The organism is Micromonospora sp. NPDC049801 (genome assembly GCF_040656575.1).
GTDB lineage: Bacteria > Actinomycetota > Actinomycetes > Mycobacteriales > Micromonosporaceae > Micromonospora.
Genome location: NZ_JBFAMS010000001.1, coordinates 507,750 through 523,397, shown reverse-complemented (window position 1 = coordinate 523,397; position 15,648 = coordinate 507,750). Strand labels below are relative to the sequence as shown.

At 72.0% G+C, this 15,648-nt stretch carries 14 protein-coding genes; 7 read left to right on the top strand and 7 right to left on the bottom strand.

What is annotated here, in order from left to right; all coding sequences use genetic code 11:
• Nucleotides 1-22: 22 nt before the first annotated feature.
• Entirely contained in the window at nucleotides 23-1,372 is a 1,350-nt protein-coding gene (nhaA, locus tag AB0I89_RS02480) for a Na+/H+ antiporter NhaA (protein ID WP_357118851.1), read from the bottom strand.
• Nucleotides 1,373-1,721: 349 nt separating this feature from the next.
• Between nhaA and AB0I89_RS02475 the strand changes: the two genes are divergently transcribed.
• Nucleotides 1,722-3,182 carry a polysaccharide biosynthesis tyrosine autokinase gene (locus tag AB0I89_RS02475; protein ID WP_357118848.1) on the top strand — a complete coding sequence of 487 codons (1,461 nt, stop codon included), beginning with the start codon at nucleotides 1,722-1,724 and terminating at the stop codon, nucleotides 3,180-3,182.
• Here AB0I89_RS02475 and AB0I89_RS02470 read toward each other — a convergent pair.
• Nucleotides 3,163-3,717, bottom strand: a complete 555-nt coding sequence (locus AB0I89_RS02470) for a low molecular weight phosphatase family protein (RefSeq protein ID WP_357118845.1) — start codon at nucleotides 3,715-3,717, stop codon at nucleotides 3,163-3,165. The genes AB0I89_RS02475 and AB0I89_RS02470 overlap by 20 nt on opposite strands.
• Nucleotides 3,718-3,882: 165 nt before the next feature.
• Between AB0I89_RS02470 and AB0I89_RS02465 the strand changes: the two genes are divergently transcribed.
• From AB0I89_RS02465 to AB0I89_RS02450, 4 genes are all read left to right on the top strand, one after another.
• Nucleotides 3,883-5,130, top strand: a complete 1,248-nt coding sequence (locus AB0I89_RS02465) for a glycosyltransferase family 4 protein (RefSeq protein ID WP_357118842.1) — start codon at nucleotides 3,883-3,885, stop codon at nucleotides 5,128-5,130.
• Between the two features lie 97 nt (nucleotides 5,131-5,227).
• Nucleotides 5,228-7,012 carry a DUF4012 domain-containing protein gene (locus tag AB0I89_RS02460; protein ID WP_357118839.1) on the top strand — a complete coding sequence of 595 codons (1,785 nt, stop codon included), beginning with the start codon at nucleotides 5,228-5,230 and terminating at the stop codon, nucleotides 7,010-7,012.
• Between the two features lie 13 nt (nucleotides 7,013-7,025).
• Nucleotides 7,026-7,646 carry a hypothetical protein gene (locus AB0I89_RS02455; RefSeq protein ID WP_357118836.1) on the top strand — a complete coding sequence of 207 codons (621 nt, stop codon included), beginning with the start codon at nucleotides 7,026-7,028 and terminating at the stop codon, nucleotides 7,644-7,646.
• An 849-nt stretch (nucleotides 7,647-8,495) separates the two neighbouring features.
• Nucleotides 8,496-9,056, top strand: a complete 561-nt coding sequence (locus AB0I89_RS02450; protein WP_357118833.1) for a hypothetical protein — start codon at nucleotides 8,496-8,498, stop codon at nucleotides 9,054-9,056.
• A gap of 62 nt (nucleotides 9,057-9,118) precedes the next feature.
• Here the strand turns inward: AB0I89_RS02450 and AB0I89_RS02445 are convergent, their stop codons facing one another.
• Nucleotides 9,119-10,582: an MFS transporter gene (locus tag AB0I89_RS02445; RefSeq protein ID WP_357118830.1), complete on the bottom strand. Its 1,464-nt coding sequence runs from the start codon at nucleotides 10,580-10,582 to the stop codon at nucleotides 9,119-9,121.
• A 42-nt stretch (nucleotides 10,583-10,624) separates the two neighbouring features.
• Complete coding sequence (locus AB0I89_RS02440; protein WP_355249091.1) at nucleotides 10,625-10,861, bottom strand: hypothetical protein; 237 nt, start codon at nucleotides 10,859-10,861, stop codon at nucleotides 10,625-10,627.
• A 121-nt stretch (nucleotides 10,862-10,982) separates the two neighbouring features.
• Between AB0I89_RS02440 and AB0I89_RS02435 the strand changes: the two genes are divergently transcribed.
• Complete coding sequence (locus tag AB0I89_RS02435; RefSeq protein ID WP_357118826.1) at nucleotides 10,983-12,137, top strand: geranylgeranyl reductase family protein; 1,155 nt, start codon at nucleotides 10,983-10,985, stop codon at nucleotides 12,135-12,137.
• Between the two features lie 262 nt (nucleotides 12,138-12,399).
• Complete coding sequence (locus tag AB0I89_RS02430; protein WP_355053659.1) at nucleotides 12,400-12,573, top strand: hypothetical protein; 174 nt, start codon at nucleotides 12,400-12,402, stop codon at nucleotides 12,571-12,573.
• Nucleotides 12,574-12,628: 55 nt separating this feature from the next.
• Here AB0I89_RS02430 and AB0I89_RS02425 read toward each other — a convergent pair whose 3' ends face one another.
• The 3 genes from AB0I89_RS02425 to AB0I89_RS02415 all read right to left on the bottom strand — a co-directional run bounded on the left by AB0I89_RS02425 (nucleotide 12,629) and on the right by AB0I89_RS02415 (nucleotide 15,539).
• Nucleotides 12,629-14,419, bottom strand: coding sequence for a 5'-nucleotidase C-terminal domain-containing protein (locus AB0I89_RS02425; protein ID WP_357118822.1), 1,791 nt, complete (start codon nucleotides 14,417-14,419; stop codon nucleotides 12,629-12,631).
• A gap of 122 nt (nucleotides 14,420-14,541) precedes the next feature.
• On the bottom strand, nucleotides 14,542-15,201 hold the full coding sequence (locus AB0I89_RS02420) for a nucleotidyl transferase AbiEii/AbiGii toxin family protein (protein ID WP_357118819.1): 660 nt from the start codon (nucleotides 15,199-15,201) through the stop codon (nucleotides 14,542-14,544).
• Nucleotides 15,198-15,539: a hypothetical protein gene (locus AB0I89_RS02415; RefSeq protein ID WP_357118817.1), complete on the bottom strand. Its 342-nt coding sequence runs from the start codon at nucleotides 15,537-15,539 to the stop codon at nucleotides 15,198-15,200. Before AB0I89_RS02415 ends, AB0I89_RS02420 begins: the two co-directional genes overlap by 4 nt.
• Nucleotides 15,540-15,648: the final 109 nt, after the last annotated feature.

Here is a 15,648-nt window from a genome sequence, read left to right as displayed (position 1 = left end):
GGCGGGTCGCGGGCCGGGCCGGTCACTCCCGTCCGGGCCGCTGGTAGACGTCGGGCACCCCGTCGCCGTCGGCGTCGAGGCGTTCCTTCTCGGCCACCCGCCGGTACGCGGCGTTGCGGCGGGCGAGCACGGCGGCGGCGAGCGCCGCGGAGATCACCGACCCGACGAGGACCGCCGCCTTGACCCGCTCGTCGGCCGTACTGCCCGCGCCGAACGCCAGGTCGCCGATGAGCAGCGAGACGGTGAACCCGACCCCGGCCAACAGGGCGATGCCGAACAGGTCGGACCAGGTGATGTCCTCGTCCAACTCGGCGCGCGTGAACCGGGCCAGCAGGTAGGTCGAGCCGAAGATCCCGATGCTCTTGCCGAACACCAGGCCGGCCACCACGGCGATCACCAGCGGGTCGGTCAGCAGGGTCCCGAGATCGGTGCCACGGAGTGTCACGCCGGCCGCGAAGAGGGCGAAGACCGGCACGGCGAAGCCGGCGGACACGGGTCGCCACCGGTGTTCCAGGTGCGCGGCGAGACCGCCCGCGTCCGCGCCACCCGACTCCGCCCGGTCGGCCGTCGCGGCGGTGCCGCCCGGGGCGCGGCTCAGCACCGGCACGGTGAAGCCGAGCAGTACGCCGGCGACCGTGGCGTGCACGCCCGAGGCGTGCACCAGCGCCCAGGTGGCGGCCGCGAGCGGGACGAGGGCCCACCACCACGTCCGGCCCCGCCGTACCAGCCACGCGAAGAGCCCGATCGGGGCGAGCGCGGCGAACAGCGGCAGCGGGTGGAAGTCGGCGGTGTAGAAGACCGCGATGATGGTGATCGCGAACAGGTCGTCGACCACGGCCAGGGTGAGCAGGAAGGCGCGCAGACCCTGGGGCAGGTGTGAGCTGACCACCGCGAGGACGGCCAGCGCGAAGGCGATGTCGGTGGCGGTCGGGATGGCCCAGCCCCGCAGTCCCTCGCCGCCCGTGCCGAGGAGCACGGCCACGTAGACCAATGCGGGCAGCGCCATTCCACCCAGGGCGGCCACCACCGGCAGTGCCGCGCGGCGTGGGTCGCGCAGGTCGCCGGCGACGAACTCACGCTTGAGTTCCAGGCCCACCACGAAGAAGAAGATGGCGAGCAGGCCGTCGGCGGCCCAGGTGGCGAGGCTCAGGTCGAGGTGCCAGCGCGCGCCGCCCGGCCAGGGCACCCAGGCCCCGAGCCGGACGTACGCCTCGCTCCATGGCGAGTTCGCCCAGACCAGCGCGAGGACGGCGCCGAGCAGCAGCAGGGCGCCACCGACCGTCTCGGTGCGCAGCACGTCGGCCAGGTGCCGGGCCTCCGGCCAGGACGACCGCGCGAAGAGTCGGTCGCGGTGGGGGGTGCGGTCGGTCAAAGGGCTCACCTCTGGTGTCGGGACGGCAAAGATCCAATCGCCGACCAGACTTCCCGGCACACCGTTGTCGAGCCTATCCGCTCGGCGGTACGTCGTGATCGTGCGCGGCGCGGCGCGGCGATCGAGATCGGCCCGTGGAATCGGTCGCCGACTTTTCCGGACGTCGCCGCTGCCGAATGGCCCTTTGTCGGGTTGGTCATGCGGGACGGCGCGGTTACCGACGCCGAAAATGCATAACTCCGGACATAAGTCCTATGAGGGGCTTTAATGGTTTCACGAGTTGACAGACGACCTTGGGGGTTTTCGTGAAGTTCTTTGGCGTAACCGGACCGGTCCGGAGGCAAGCCTGATGGACCTGCTTCGCCAATTGCGCCACGTGCGTCGGCACTGGTGGGTCGTGCTGCTCACGATCATGGTGTCCCTGGGCGTCTCGGCGTTTCTGACCGTACGGGCCCAGCCCCGGTACGTCGCCTCGGTGACCTTCTTCGTCACCACCCCCAACCAGGGCGTCTCCGATGCCTACCAGGGCGGGCTGTTCCTCCAGCAGCGCGTCAAGTCGTACGCCGACCTGCTCAGCAGCGACCGCCTGGCACAGAGTGTCGCGGCCGAGACGCCGGTCGGGCTCACCGCGGACGAGGTGCAGCGCCGGGTGACCACCTCCACCGAGACGGGCACCGTCCTGCTGCGCGCCTCGATCACCGACACCGACCAGGCCCGCGCCCTGCGGGTGAGCGAGACCCTCGCCGCGAAGTTCGTCGAACTCGTCCAGAAGGTCGAGACGCCACCCGAGGGCAAGTCACCCATCAAGATCGAGGTGGTCAGCGGCCCACGGGTCAGCGCGAGCCCCGTCTCGCCGAAGCCGCTGCGTAACCTCGTACTCGGCGGTCTGCTCGGCCTCGTCCTCGGCGTCGGCCTGGCGATCCTGCGCGGCGTCGCCGACGTCCGCCTGCGCGACGCCGCCGGCCTGCAACGCGCCACCGGAAGCCCGCTGCTCGGTGAGATCCCGTTCGAGAGCGCCGCCCGCACGTCCCCGCTGATCGTCGGCGACGCCGCGACGTCGGCCCGTGCCGAGGCGGTCCGCAAGCTGCGGACCAACCTGCGCTTCGTGGACGTGCACGAGCCGGCCCGGGTCATCGCCGTGACCAGCGCGTTGCAGGGCGAGGGCAAGACGACGATGTCGTGCAACCTGGCCATCGCGTTGGCCGAGGCGGGCTGGCGGGTGCTGCTGGTCGACGCCGACCTGCGACGCCCGAAGGTCGACGACTACCTGGGCCTGGACGCCGGTGTCGGCCTCACCGACGTGTTGGTCGGCGACGTCCAGGTCGGTGACGTGGTGCAGCGGTGGGGCGACAAGTCCCTGCTGGTGCTGCCCAGTGGCTCCGCGCCGCCCAACCCGAGCGAGTTGCTCGGCTCCAAGGCGATGGCGGACCTGCTGCTCGCGTTGCGCGAGTCCGCGGACATCGTGATCATCGATACCGCGCCGCTGCTCGCGGTGACCGACGGCGTCGTGGTGGCTGTCCAGGCCGACGGCGCGCTGCTGGTGAGCCAGCAGGGTCGGACGTCGCGTACCCAGGTGGCCGCGGCGGCCCGCGCGCTGCACTCGGTCTCGGTGCGGCTGCTCGGCTGCGTGCTCAACATGGCGAAGGTGGCCAAGGCCGAGGCGTACCAGTACGAGGCCTACCGGGTGGTCGCCTCGACGGCCACGCCGTCGGTACCGACCGACCGGGCCCCCGCCGCCCGGCACAGTGAGGACGCCGGGGTCAACGGTGTCAGCGACCGTACCCAGGAACTCACCCGGCTGCCCCGATGAGCGCGGCGAGGGGTCGTAGCGAGCGTTCGATCTCCTCGGCGCAGCGACGGAAGTCGGCGACGGTACCGCCGATCGGGTCCCGAAGGTCGTCCGCGTCCGCAGCGGCGGGTTGCAGCCGCCCGCGGGCGCTGGCGGCGGCGGCGATGGCGGCCCCCAGCGGATCGTCGGTCGATCCGACGGGCGGTTCGGCCGCCGCCGCCAGCCGGCCGAACTGGCGCAGGGTGAACGTCCGGTGCAGCGCGCCGGGCGCGAGCGAGGTGCACACCGACCGCTGCCGCCGCGTCGCGGTCAGCACCAGCGTCGCCTCGGTCAGCTGTTCGGCACGCAGCGTACGGCTGCTGAACGCCGTCGGGTCGCCGCCCTCCTCGGCCACGACCTCCGCCGCGTACGGGTGCATGGCCATCCCGTCCATCGCGTCGGTGCCGGCGCTGGACACCAGCACGGGACGGTCGGCCAACAGCCGTCGGGCCAGGTGCTCGGCCATCGGCGAGCGACACAGGTTGGCGTGGCAGACGAACAGCACGCGGTCGGCCATCGGGAGCCCTCTCGTGGATGCGGACACGGGTCGCCGCACCGCGAGGGTGATGCGTCGACGCCGCTGGGCGCGCGGGGAGGGGTTGCCAGCATCCTACGCGGGCCGCCCCGTCGGACGCGGTGCCGCGCCGGCCGAGCCCGGTCCGCGCCCACCGGCGGTGCCGCGGTGAAGATCGGCATCCTGTCGTACCACTTCCCGCCCGAGCCGGCGTTCATCCCCGGCAGCCTCGCCGAGGAGTTGGCCGCGCGCGGGCACGAGGTCCGCGTCCTCACCGGATTCCCCGACTACCCGGGCGGCCACGTCTATCCAGGGTGGCGGCAGCGGTGGCACCACGAGACGCACAGCGACCGGCTGTCGGTCCGCCGGGTGCCGCGGGTCTCCGGCGGGGCCACCACCACCCGGGCGCGGATGGCCAGCTACCTGTCGTTCGCCGGGAGCGCGTCGCTGGCGGCCCGCCGGTTCCTGGGTGACGTGGACGCGCTCTACGTCTTTCAACTGCCGGCCACCACGTTCGCCACCGCCGCCGTCCTGCGGCTCCTCGCGAGGGTGCCGACGGTGCTGCACGTACAGGATGTCTGGGCTCGCGACGGCGTCGACGCGTCCGGCGGCGGCCGCTGGTTGGCGCGGATGGACGCCGCGATGACCCGCGTCTACCGGTCGGCCGCGCGGGTCGCCGTGGCCGCGCCGTCGATGCGCGACCTGGTGGTCGCGGCCGGCGCCGACCCCGGCCGGGTTCGTCTGGTCCTCAACTGGACGGACGAGCGCATCTTCTACCCGGCGACACCCGGCGCGGCGGCCCGGCAGATGGTCCGCCGGGATCGCCGGTGTGTGGTCATGCACGCCGGGACCATCGGACCCCGCCAGGGGCTGGAGACGGCGGTACGGGCCGCGGCCGCGCTGGACCGGACGATGGACCTGGTCCTGGTCGGCTCGGGCGCGGACGAGCGGCGGGTGCGGGGGCTCGCCGCCGACCTCAAGGCGGAGAACGTCCGCTTCCTCGAACGGCGCTCACCTGTCGACATGCCCGAGCTGTACGCCGCCGCCGACTACCAGTTGATCATGCTGCGCGACCTGCCCGAGCTTCGCGGCATGGTGCCGGGCAAGCTGCAGGCCGCGCTCTCGTGCGCCGCGCCGGTCGTCGCGTCGGCCGGCGGGGACACCGTCGAGCTGGTCGAACGCGCCCGAGCCGGGCTGTCCTGCCCACCCGAGGACTGGGCCGCGTTGGCCGACCGGTTCTGGCTGGCCGCCACCATCCCGCCGCCCGCGCGCACCGAGATGGGCCGGCGGGGGCGGCAGACGTACCTGCGGGAGATGTCGCTGCCGGCCGGTGTCGACCGGATCGAACGGCTGCTGCACGAGGCCGCCGGCCGCGTCCCGCAGGGAGCCACGGCGTCGCGAGGAAACCTCGCGTAAAGGACCAGAAATTCCATAACGGTACGAGAGTCCTCGTAACGTGCTAAGAACGTCAGGGAATTCGACAGACTGTCCGATTCCTGGATCGGAGTGTGGTGTGACGGAGAGCGAACGACCGGGTCGACGACGAAGCCGGTCCCGGCGTCGCCGGCGCGCGCGACTGCGCCGGGCCCTGCTCGGCGCGCTCGTGGTCGGATCGCTGGTGCTGGCCGCGGGTGGGTGGATCGGTTTTCGCGGTTGGCAGGCGCGCGCGCACCTGCTCAATGCCGCCGGCCTGGCCCGGGAGTTGAGCGCTCAGGTCGTCGGCGGGGACACCGACCGGGCCCTGCGCACCCTCTCCGCCCTGCAGGAGCAGTCCGGCGCGGCCCGGACCGCCACGTCCGACCCGAGCTGGAGGCTCGGTCGGCACACCCCGGCGGCCGGTGACGATCTCGACGCGGTCCGGCTGATCGCCATCGCCATCGACGACCTGGCCCGGCAGGCGTTCCCCAGCCTGCTGCGCACGGACCTGACCAGCCTCGTGCCGGCCGGCGGCCGGTTGGACCTGGCCCGGCTCACGTCGGTCTCCGGCGAGCTGACCCGGGTCAACGACTCGGTGCAGGGCACCCGTCGGGACCTGGCCGCCGTGCCGGCCGACAAGCTGGTCAGCCAGGTCCGCCAGGCGCTGACCGATCTCCGCGGCGAGATCGACCGGTTGGCCAGCCTCACCGCCGCGGCCGACCAGGGCGCTCGGCTGCTGCCGCCGCTGCTCGGCGCCAGCGGCTCTCGGCGCTACCTGCTCGTCTCGCAGAACCTGGCCGAGCTGCGCGCGACCGGCGGCATGTTCGGCGCGTACGCGATGATCGAGGCCGAGGGCGGGCGGGTCCAGATGGGCCGGCAGGGCAGCAGCGCGTCCCTGGGTCGGTTCACCCCGGCGTTGAAGCTGCCCGCCGAGACCCGGGCGATCTGGACCGACCTGCCCGGCATCTACCCCGCCGACGTGAACCTGACCCCGCACTTCCCGACCGCCGCCGCCCTGTACCGGGAGATGTACCGGCGCAAGACCGGTACCACTGTCGACGGTGTGCTCGCCGTGGATCCGGTGGTGCTGTCCTACCTGCTCAAGGCGACCGGCCCGGTGCTGGTGCCCGGCGGGGCGCCGCTGGCCAGCGAGAAGGCCGTGCAGACCCTGCTCAACGAGACCTACCAGCGACTGGACACCACGCAGCAGGACGCCTACTTCGCATCCTCGGCGGCTGCGGTGTTTGACGCCTTCTTCACGAAGAATGTCAACCCCAGGGTGTTGTTGTCCGCATTTGACCGTGCTATCACGGAACGCCGGATATTGTTCTGGAGTGCTCACCCGGAAGAACAACGGACGTTCGGCAACAGCCGGATGGCCGGGACGCTCCCGGAACAGGACACCGTGCCGACGGTCGGCGTGTTTCTCAACGACGGCAGCGGCGCGAAGCTCGGCTACTACCTGCGGCCGACGGCGAGCCTCACGGTCGGCGAATGCCGGCCCGACGGCCGCCGCGAGCTCCGACTGCGGGTGACTCTGCGCTCGACGGCGCCGAAGTCAGGGCTCAGCAAGTCGATCCTTGGCCTCGGTCTGGCTGGCGACCCGTACACCGTGCGCACGCTGGTGTCGATCTTCAGCCCGGCGGGCGGCTCCGTGCTCGACGCCCGGCTCGACGGGGCCGAGACGGCACTGGGCAGCGGCACCGAACGCCGCCGCCAGGTGGCGACGGCCAACGTCGACATCGGCCCCGGCGTCGAGAGGGCGCTGGAGGTCACCGTCCTGACGGCCAAGACCGGCGTCGGGCAGGCCGAGCTGTGGCTGACCCCCACCGCCAGCCCTTGGACCACCCAAGTTCATTCCGCACGAAGCTGTGACCAGTAGGAGGGAACCAATCATGCGGCTATCCCGCATCATCATGGCGCTCACGGTCGGCCTGGCCGTGGTGGCCGTGCCGACGGCAGCGGGGGCGGCACAGCCGCAGCCGACGCCCAGCGGCACGCCTCAACCGCCGCCGTACCCGCCGGCCGCCGCGTCCCTGACCGTCAACCGGCCGACGATCTTCCTGGGCGAGACGGTCATCCTGACCGGCACCAATTTCGGCCCCAACGAGACCGTCGACATCTCGGTGACGGTAACCCCCCTCGCTGCCCCGGCCGCCGGCAACGCGCCGGCCCGCCGCAGCGACGGCACCACCGTGGCCATGGCGCCGGTGGCGTACCAGGCGAGCGCGCCGCTCAACTTCACGGCGTACACCGACGCCCAGGGGCACTTCACCAAGAGCTACAAGCCGTCGGTGACCGGTCTGCTGACCTTCACCGCAACGGGCCGCGAGTCCGGCCGGACCGCGAGCACCGAGCTGCGGGTGCTGCACCGCAAGCAGCCGCTGCCCGTCACCGGTGACAGCATCGGTACGCCCATGAAGCTCGGTGGCGGTCTCGTCGGCGCCGGCGCGATCATGCTGCTGCTGACCCTGGCCTGGCGTCGCCGCCAGCGCTTCGGCGGAGCCGCGCACTAACCGGCACCACAGCCGGGGCAGTGCCCCGGACGTACCTCGAACTGGCGCCCGTCGGATTGTCCCGGCGGGCGCCAGGTCACGTCGTGGGGCGGTGTGGCGTTCGCCCGGTCCACACCGCCTCGGCGTGATCGACTCCCGACCGCCAGTCGCGGGGGTGTCGACGACCCGGGACGCCCGCTTGGCGTCCGTCGGCGGCGGGCTCCTGCCACGCCGCCCCGATCGCCCCGATCGCCCCGATCGCCCCGATCGCCCCGATCGCCGTGATCGCCGTGATCGCCGTGATCGACACGAGGTCGCCGATATGGGGGCATCGACCGGTCCGGGATGCCCCGAGTTCGGCGATCCGGAGTCGATCACCCAGGCCGACCGCCGTGCGTGGGTGGTGTGTCCGGTTGTGGGGCCACTGTGGTGACCCGCTGCACCCGTGGGCCGGAATCGTGGCGGGCCGGGGGTCGTTACACCTCCCGACGATCGCAGGACCACGGCCGAGCCCCCCGCCCCCGGGGGGAGCCAAGCCCCCGGGAATGACCCCGGACCGCGGGTCGTTACACACGGTCCCGGCACGGCGAGCCCCGATCCCCTCGGATCGTCAGCCCCCGGGAATGACCCCGGACCGCAGGTCGTTACACCCGGTCCCGGCACGACGAGCCCCGCTCACCGCGGATCGTCAGCCCCCGGGAATGGCCCCGCCCCCCGGGTCGTTACACACGGACCGGCCGCCACGAGCCCCCCGGCTCGCAGGCCGCCCCCCAGACTTTGAGCGCCCGGACGAGGTGCTGACACCCCCGTCACCGATCCCCCGCAGTGGTGACAGGTGGGTGTTTCCTACCCCCGAAGGAGCAACCCCTGATGAACACGATCTTCCGCAAGAGCATGCTGTCCATCGCTGGTCTCGCGTTCGCCGGTGGCGTCTTCGCCGGCCCCATCGCCGCCCACGCCAACCCGGTCGACGCCAAGCCCGCCGCCGCAGCGGTGCAGACCACCGCACCCAAGCCGCAGGGCGACCAGTCCCACATCGACCTCAACGGCGAGCAGACCGCCAACGCCAAGGCCATCATCGCCGCCACCAAGAAGGCCGGCCTGCCCGAACGGGCCGCGGTCATCTCCATCGCCACCAGCCTGCAGGAGTCCAAGCTGGAGAACCTGGGTCACCTCGGCGACGCCAACGACCACGACTCCCTCGGCCTGTTCCAGCAGCGCCCGTCGAGCGGTTGGGGCACGCCGGAGCAGATCACCGACCCGGAGTACTCGACGACGGCGTTCCTCAAGGGCCTGCGTCAGGTTGACGGCTGGCAGGACATGCCGCTGACCGACGCCGCGCAGACCGTGCAGGTGTCGGCGTACCCGGACGCGTACGCGCAGTGGGAGCAGCAGGCCACCGACCTGGTCGCCCACAACTGGAACAGCTAAGACACGCAGATGGCCGGCACCCCGACAACGGGTGCCGGCCATCGCCGTACCCGCGGATCGCGTCAGTGGTGGTGATTGCGGAAGATGTCGATCAACGCCGCCACCAGCGCGAGCGCGATGATGCCCGTGGCGAGCAGCAGCGACTTCTCGAAAGCTCCCGTCCAGTCGCCGTGACTGTCGGCCAGCGAGGAGAAGAACATCGAGCCGACCGCGGCGATGCCGGCGGCGGCGCCGATCCGCTGACCGGTCTGGAGCATGCCCGCTCCGCTGCCCGCCTGCGGGACGGGCACCTGGGCAAGGGTGAGCGTCTGGTTGGGGGCGATGACGAGGCCGCTGCCGATGCCGGCGACGAGCAGCGGACCGGCGGTGACCCAGGGCGCCGGGGAATGCGGCGCGACGTGCAGGGCGAGCACGGTGGCGGCCAGCCCGATCACCACGGCGAGCAGGCCGATGGCGACCAGGGGTCGGCCGAACCGGTTGACGATGCGTCCTCCGAGAGCGGACGCGGCGGCGGACCCGAGCGCGAAGGGCGTGATGGCGAGACCGGCGACGAGCGCGCTGTAGCCGAGCCCGTTCTGCAGGAACAGCGTGAAGATGAAGAAGATCGCGGTGAACCCGCCGAAGTAGATGAGCGCGATGAGCGACCCGAGCGTGTACGACTGGAAGGTGAACAGGCGCAGATCGAACAGCGGTTCGCGGTGTCGCGCGTACCACCGCTCCCACAGGCCGAAGGCGACCAGCACCGCGAGGCCGGCCGGGATGAGCGCCCACTTCCACGGCGTACGCCACTGCTGCTCCTGCACGAGGGGCAGCAGGATCAGCACCACGCCGACGCCGAGCAGCAGCACACCGACCGGGTCGAGTCGACGGCGGCCGGGTTGCCCGTCGGGCCGACCGGGTAGCAGCCGCCAACCCAGGATCACCGCGACGATGCCGACCGGCACGTTGACGAAGAAGACCCACCGCCATCCGTGCTCCTCACCGCCGAGGGCGATGAGCAGGCCGCCGAGCAGTGGTCCGACGGCGGTGGAGATGCCGATGGTCGCGCCGAGCAACCCGAACGGGCGGGCCCGCTCCGGCCCCCGGAACAACTGCTGGATCAGCCCGATCACCTGTGGGTTGATGATGCCGGCGGCGGCGCCCTGGAGCAGCCGGGCGGCGACCAGCCAGGTGGGTGAGGTCGCCAGGCCGGCGAGCGCGCTGGTCAGGGTGAACAACGCGATCCCGAAGACGAACGCGTTACGCCGACCTCGGAAGTCTCCGAAGCGGCCGGCCGGTACGAGCACCAGACCGAAGGTGAGCGCGTACCCCGAGAGGACCCACTGCAGGTCGCTCGGGGAGGCGTTCAGCGCGCGGTCGATGGACGGCACCGCGACGTTGACGATGCTCACGTCGAGCAGCGTCATGAACGCGGCGACCAGCCCGACGCCGACGGCCTGCCAGCGTCGGCGGTTCTCGGCCGCATCGACCGGCTGCGGCTCGCCCGCCGCGTTCATCGTGCCCCCCGTTGACGGTCGATCATGCATTCCTGACCGCTACCCCGACCAGCGGGGGCGAACCGTCCAGGGTCACGCCATCTGACGGGCGCAGAACCGGGGGCCGAAGTCGAGGCCGGCCATCGGCGAGTCCTCGCGGTGCAGCAGACCCTTCTCGGTGAGCTGGTGCAGCGGGGCGTGCACCTGCTCCTCGGTCAGCCCGGATCCTTCGGCGATCAGGTCCGGATAGGGCACCTGGCCGCGTGCTTCGAGGGCGGTGACCGCCTCGTACACCCGCTGCTCGACCTCCGACAGCTCCATCCGCTGCATGATCTCCTCCTTCGCCCACCCGCCGGACGCGGACGGTTGCGCCGCATCGGTTACCCCCTGCCCGACCGAAGATGCCCACCCGTTCGGGCGGTGGAGGGCGAGCACGCCCTACGCTGCGATGGTGATCGTCTGGGATCTGGTCGTCGTCGGCGCGGGCCCCGCCGGGCTCTCCGCGGCACACGCCGCGGCCCGCGCGGGTGTTCGCACCCTGGTTGTCGAGCGGGCCACGCACCCGCGTTACAAGACCTGCGGTGGCGGCCTCATCGGCACCTCGCTGGCCGCCGTGCGGGAACGGATCGAGGTGCCGGCGCACGACCGGGTCGACCGGGTGACGTTCACCCGCGACGGCCGGCGGGAGTTCACCCGCCGCAACGGCAGCCCGGTGGTGACGATGGTGCGCCGGGAGGAGTTCGACGACCGCCTGCGCGCCGCGGCGGTCGCCGCCGGCGCGCAGCTGCGTGAGCAGGTCGCGGTCCGTGCCATCGAGCAGGATCCCGAGGGGGTACGCCTGCGACTGGCCGACGGCACGACCCTGGCGGCCCGCACGGTGATCGGCGCGGACGGCTCGTCGGGGGTGACCGCCCGGCACGTGGGGGTGCGCTACCGCCAGGTGGACCTGGGGCTGGAGCTGGAGATCCCGGTGCCGCCCGCCGAGCAGGAGCGTTGGCGTGGGCGACTGTTGCTGGACTGGGGGGCGATGCCGGGCTCGTACGCCTGGGTGTTCCCGAAGGGCGACCGGTTGACGGTCGGTGTGATCGCGGGCCGGGGCGCGGGGGAGGGGACACGTGCCTACCTGCGGCAGTTCGTCGACCGGTTGGGTCTGACCGGTCTGCCGGCGGCGCACGATTCGGGTCACCTGACGCGGTGTCGCGAGGAGGACTCGCCGTTGCGCAACGGCCGGGTGCTGGTGGTGGGGGACGCGGCCGGGCTGTTGGAGCCGTGGAGCCGCGAGGGGATCAGCTTCGCCCTGCGCTCCGGCGAGCTGGCCGGGGCGGCGGTGGCCGCCGGGGATCTGGCCGGGTACGAGCGGGCGGTCGCCGAGCGCCTGACGCCGGAGATGCGGGCAGGGTTCCGGTTGCTCGACCTGTTCACCCGGCGCCCGGAGGTGTTCCACGGGCTGTTGGCGACCCCGCCGGGCTGGCGGATGTTCGTGCGCTTCTGTCAGGGGCAGGCGAGCTTCGACGACATGCTGCGCCGCCGACCGATCCGGGCGGCCCTCGCCGTGCTGGACCGGCTGCCGACCCCGCGCCGCCCGCCCGCCGACACCCCTTCCTGAGCCCCGCCCCGCCCCAGCCCGCCCCGCCCCAGCCCGCCGATCTTGCGTTTTCTGTGGCGACATTCCACGCGAAACCGCACACTTCGGCAACCGTTAGTGCAAGATCGACGCGAGTTGCCGGGTTCCGTGGCCATGAGACCAGGATCCTAGGATGCTTTACGGGGTGTGTCGGGGTCCACCCAACGTCGACGGGCTGTCAGCCAACGGACCGATGTGCCGAAGGCCCGCCGTTGGACAATGACGGGGGAGTAGGGGGGTGCCGATGGCCGAGCAACCGTTCACCGACGACGAGTACGCGTTCCTGCGCCACATCCGGTTCGGGGAGTTGCCACCCGCGGTCCGCCCGGAGGACCAGGTCGCGCTGACCGAGACCGATCCCGGGCGGGACCGGCCGGAGAAGGCCGAGGACCCGGTCCGCTGGAACGTGCAGGGCTGAACATACGCGGACGGGCCGCGGGTGTCGTCACCCACGGCCCGCCGTCACGCCACGGTCAGAAGACCGGCACACCCTCGCGCACGAGACGCCAGTTGGGCTGGAAGAAGTCGTCCGGGTTGATGGTCCCCTTGGCCTGGGCCCAGTCGATGAGCAGCTGGCGGATCTCCTGCTGCGCGTTGTAGACCTGGGTCTTCACGATGCCGGGGAAGTTGCCGCCGCCGCTGCGCCGGTAGTTGTTCACCGCCACCACGAACTGCGCGTCGTCCGCGACCGGGGTGTCGGTGCCGGGCAGCACCAGTCGGGTGATGCGCTGGCCGACCGGCTTGGAGATGTCGATGTCGTAGTCCAGGCCGGAGATCACGTCGTAGTTGTAGTCCGGCACGGCCGGGTCGCTGATCTGCTCCGGGTCGACCGGAGCGCCCGGCGCGAGAGTGCGGAAGAACTTCGCCGAGTACTCCAGGTACGCGCGTACCTCGGCGCCGCTGAGCACGACGGCTTCGAGGGTGTTGTCGTACACGTACAGGCCGGCCACGTCGCGGATCTTGACGTCGCCGGCGGGGAAGACGGCGGTACGGCTGAACGGCGCCGCGATCGACAGTACCGGCAGGTCCGCGTACGCGGTGCCGGTCAGGGCCGCGCCGACCACCTCGGTCTGCACGTGGTTGATGAAGTCGAGGATCGGGGTGTCCTGGTAGCGGGACTCCGCCGCCGACAGCTCCACGGTGGACGTGGCGACCACCTGGTTGACGTACGCCACAGTCTTGGCGTGCTGGGCCCGCACGGCCGCGACCACCTTCGGGTCCTCGACGACCGTGTTGGTGTTCAGCATGGTGGCGGCCTTGTTGGTGATCGTCCAACGGCCGCGCTCACGGGTGAGGGTGAAGTCCATCCGGGTGAGCCGCTGGCCCCACTTCGAGGGCTCGGAGAGCAACACCTGCGTGCCGGTCCGCTCGTTGGTGACGAACCGCTCGACGACCTCGTTGTGGGCGTGCCCGAAGAGGATCGCGTCGATCCCGGGCACCTGCTGGGCGATCAGCGCCACCGGGTTCTCGTTGGGCAGCTCGGGGCCGTAGCTGGAGGTGCCGCTGTCGCCGCCGTGGGCGGAGATCAGCACGATGTCCGCGCCGCGGGCCCGCATGACCGGCACCCACTTCGCGGCGGTCGCGATCATGTCGTCGAAGCGCAGTTTGCCCTCGACGTTGCCCCGGTCCCAGATGGCGACGCCCGGGTTGGTCAGGCCGAGGATGCCGACCCGCAGGGTCGGCGCGGCGAAGCCCAGGGAGACCTTCTTGATGATGTACGGCAGGAAGGCCGGCTTGCCGGTCTTCGCGTTTACCGCGTTGGCGGCGAGGGCGGGGAAGCCGAGCTGTCGGATCCACAGGTCCAGCAGCGGCAGGCCGTAGTTGAACTCGTGGTTGCCCAGGGTCACGGCGTCGTAGTCGATGACGTTCATCGCTCGGGCCATCGGGTGCTTCTCGCCGGTGGCGGTGATGGGCTCCTGCTTGGCGTAGTACGTCGCCAGGGGAGTGCCCTGGATGGTGTCGCCGGCGTCGAGCACGAGCGTGGCCTTGCCGCGCCGCTCGCGGCGGATCTGGTTGATCAGGGTGGCCAGCTTCGCGACGCCGACATCGTTGTGCTTGCTGTCGTCGTACTCGGCGTCCCGGTAGTAGTCCCAGTTGTAGACGTTGCCGTGCGTGTCCGACGTGCCCAGCAGCGTGAGGTCCCAGGTGCGCGACCGGGCGGGGCCCGCCGCCTGGGCGGGGGCGGCGGCGATCAGCGGGGCGGTCGCCGCGGCGGCGGCGACCGCGAGCACCTGGCGACGCGATGGACCGGATCCAGAGGTCATGACGTGCCCTTCGATGGGGGTTGACGCGCCTCGTGAGCGCCTCGCGCACCATAACGAGCCCCTGTCACTCCCGCCACGTCAGCCCCGGTTTCCGCAGCACGGCACGGGGTGGCCAGCCGGCGTCAGCGGGGCCAGGCGGTGAAGCGTCGGCGTACCCGCGCGACGTCGTCCGGGTTCAGGCCGTAGCGGCCGAAACGGGTGTCGGACAGCCGGTCGAGGTAGCGCCCGGCGGCGCGGACGTCGTCCGGGTCGAGCGCGGGGTCGACCTGCCGGGCCAGCACCAGCAGTTGCGTCACGTCGTAGTGCTCGAGCGCCGCCGCGACGTCGATGAAGTCGCGGACCTCCCGCCGGTTGACCAGTGCCGCGATCTTGTTGGCGACCAGGTCGCGGACGTCCATGACCGGGCCGAGGTCCATCACCACCGGGCTCTGCTGTCGATCGAGTCGGGCCAGGCTGAGCCGGATCTGCCGTGCGTCGCGGCTCACCACGAAGTCCTTCATGTCGCGGCCGTACCCGTCGAACAGGTCGGCGAGTTCGCTGTCCGGGTCGGCGTCGGTCACGGTGAACCCGGCGCGTTCCAGCGCGGCGCGTACCCCGGCGGAGGCCGCGGCGGCGGCGCCCTCCACGTCGGCGAAGAGGTCCACGTCCTCGGTGGGCCGGGCCACCAGGCCGTGCGCGGCCCACGCCACCCCGCCGCCGAGCACGAATCGGTACGGCCGGGCGGCGGTCAGCGCCACCCGGGCCACTTCCCGGTAGAAGTCGTGCAGGTGCGGTGCGATCACGCCGCGCGCAGGCCGCGGTGCCGGCTCTCCCAGGCCTGGCGGACGCCCCGGGGGAGGTTGAGCAGCCGCCACACCCGCCGCAGCGTGCGCCCGTTGATGAGGGTGCGCAGGTCGTCGGTGCTGGCGGTCTCGCGCAGTACGTTCTCGTACATCCAGAGGAGCTGGTCGGGGTCGCCGAGGTCGAAGGTGCGCTCGGCGTTCCACATCAACCGCACCGGCAGTTCGACGACGCCCCGGGTGGGGCCGGCCAGCTCGGTGAGCGTGCGCGCCACGACGGCCGGACGACCCGGGCGGGCCAGGAAGGCCACGCCGGTCGCGGGGGGCGAGACGGCCTGCATGGTGTCAGGGTAACGCCCGTCGGTGCGGGTGTCGCCACGGTACGTCGGGACGCGCGGTCGGCGCGGGTGATGAGTTCTCCTGCCCGCACCCGTCATAGGTGTGACGGCA

Coding starts and splice junctions, on each gene's coding strand:
- AB0I89_RS02475 (WP_357118848.1), top strand. CDS start 1,722: ATGGACCTGCTTCGCCAATTGCGCCACGTGCGTCGGCACTGGTGGGTC.
- AB0I89_RS02470 (WP_357118845.1), bottom strand. CDS start 3,717: ATGGCCGACCGCGTGCTGTTCGTCTGCCACGCCAACCTGTGTCGCTCG.
- AB0I89_RS02455 (WP_357118836.1), top strand. CDS start 7,026: ATGCGGCTATCCCGCATCATCATGGCGCTCACGGTCGGCCTGGCCGTG.
- AB0I89_RS02450 (WP_357118833.1), top strand. CDS start 8,496: ATGAACACGATCTTCCGCAAGAGCATGCTGTCCATCGCTGGTCTCGCG.
- AB0I89_RS02445 (WP_357118830.1), bottom strand. CDS start 10,582: ATGCATGATCGACCGTCAACGGGGGGCACGATGAACGCGGCGGGCGAG.
- AB0I89_RS02440 (WP_355249091.1), bottom strand. CDS start 10,861: ATGCAGCGGATGGAGCTGTCGGAGGTCGAGCAGCGGGTGTACGAGGCG.
- AB0I89_RS02430 (WP_355053659.1), top strand. CDS start 12,400: ATGGCCGAGCAACCGTTCACCGACGACGAGTACGCGTTCCTGCGCCAC.
- AB0I89_RS02425 (WP_357118822.1), bottom strand. CDS start 14,419: ATGACCTCTGGATCCGGTCCATCGCGTCGCCAGGTGCTCGCGGTCGCC.
- AB0I89_RS02415 (WP_357118817.1), bottom strand. CDS start 15,539: ATGCAGGCCGTCTCGCCCCCCGCGACCGGCGTGGCCTTCCTGGCCCGC.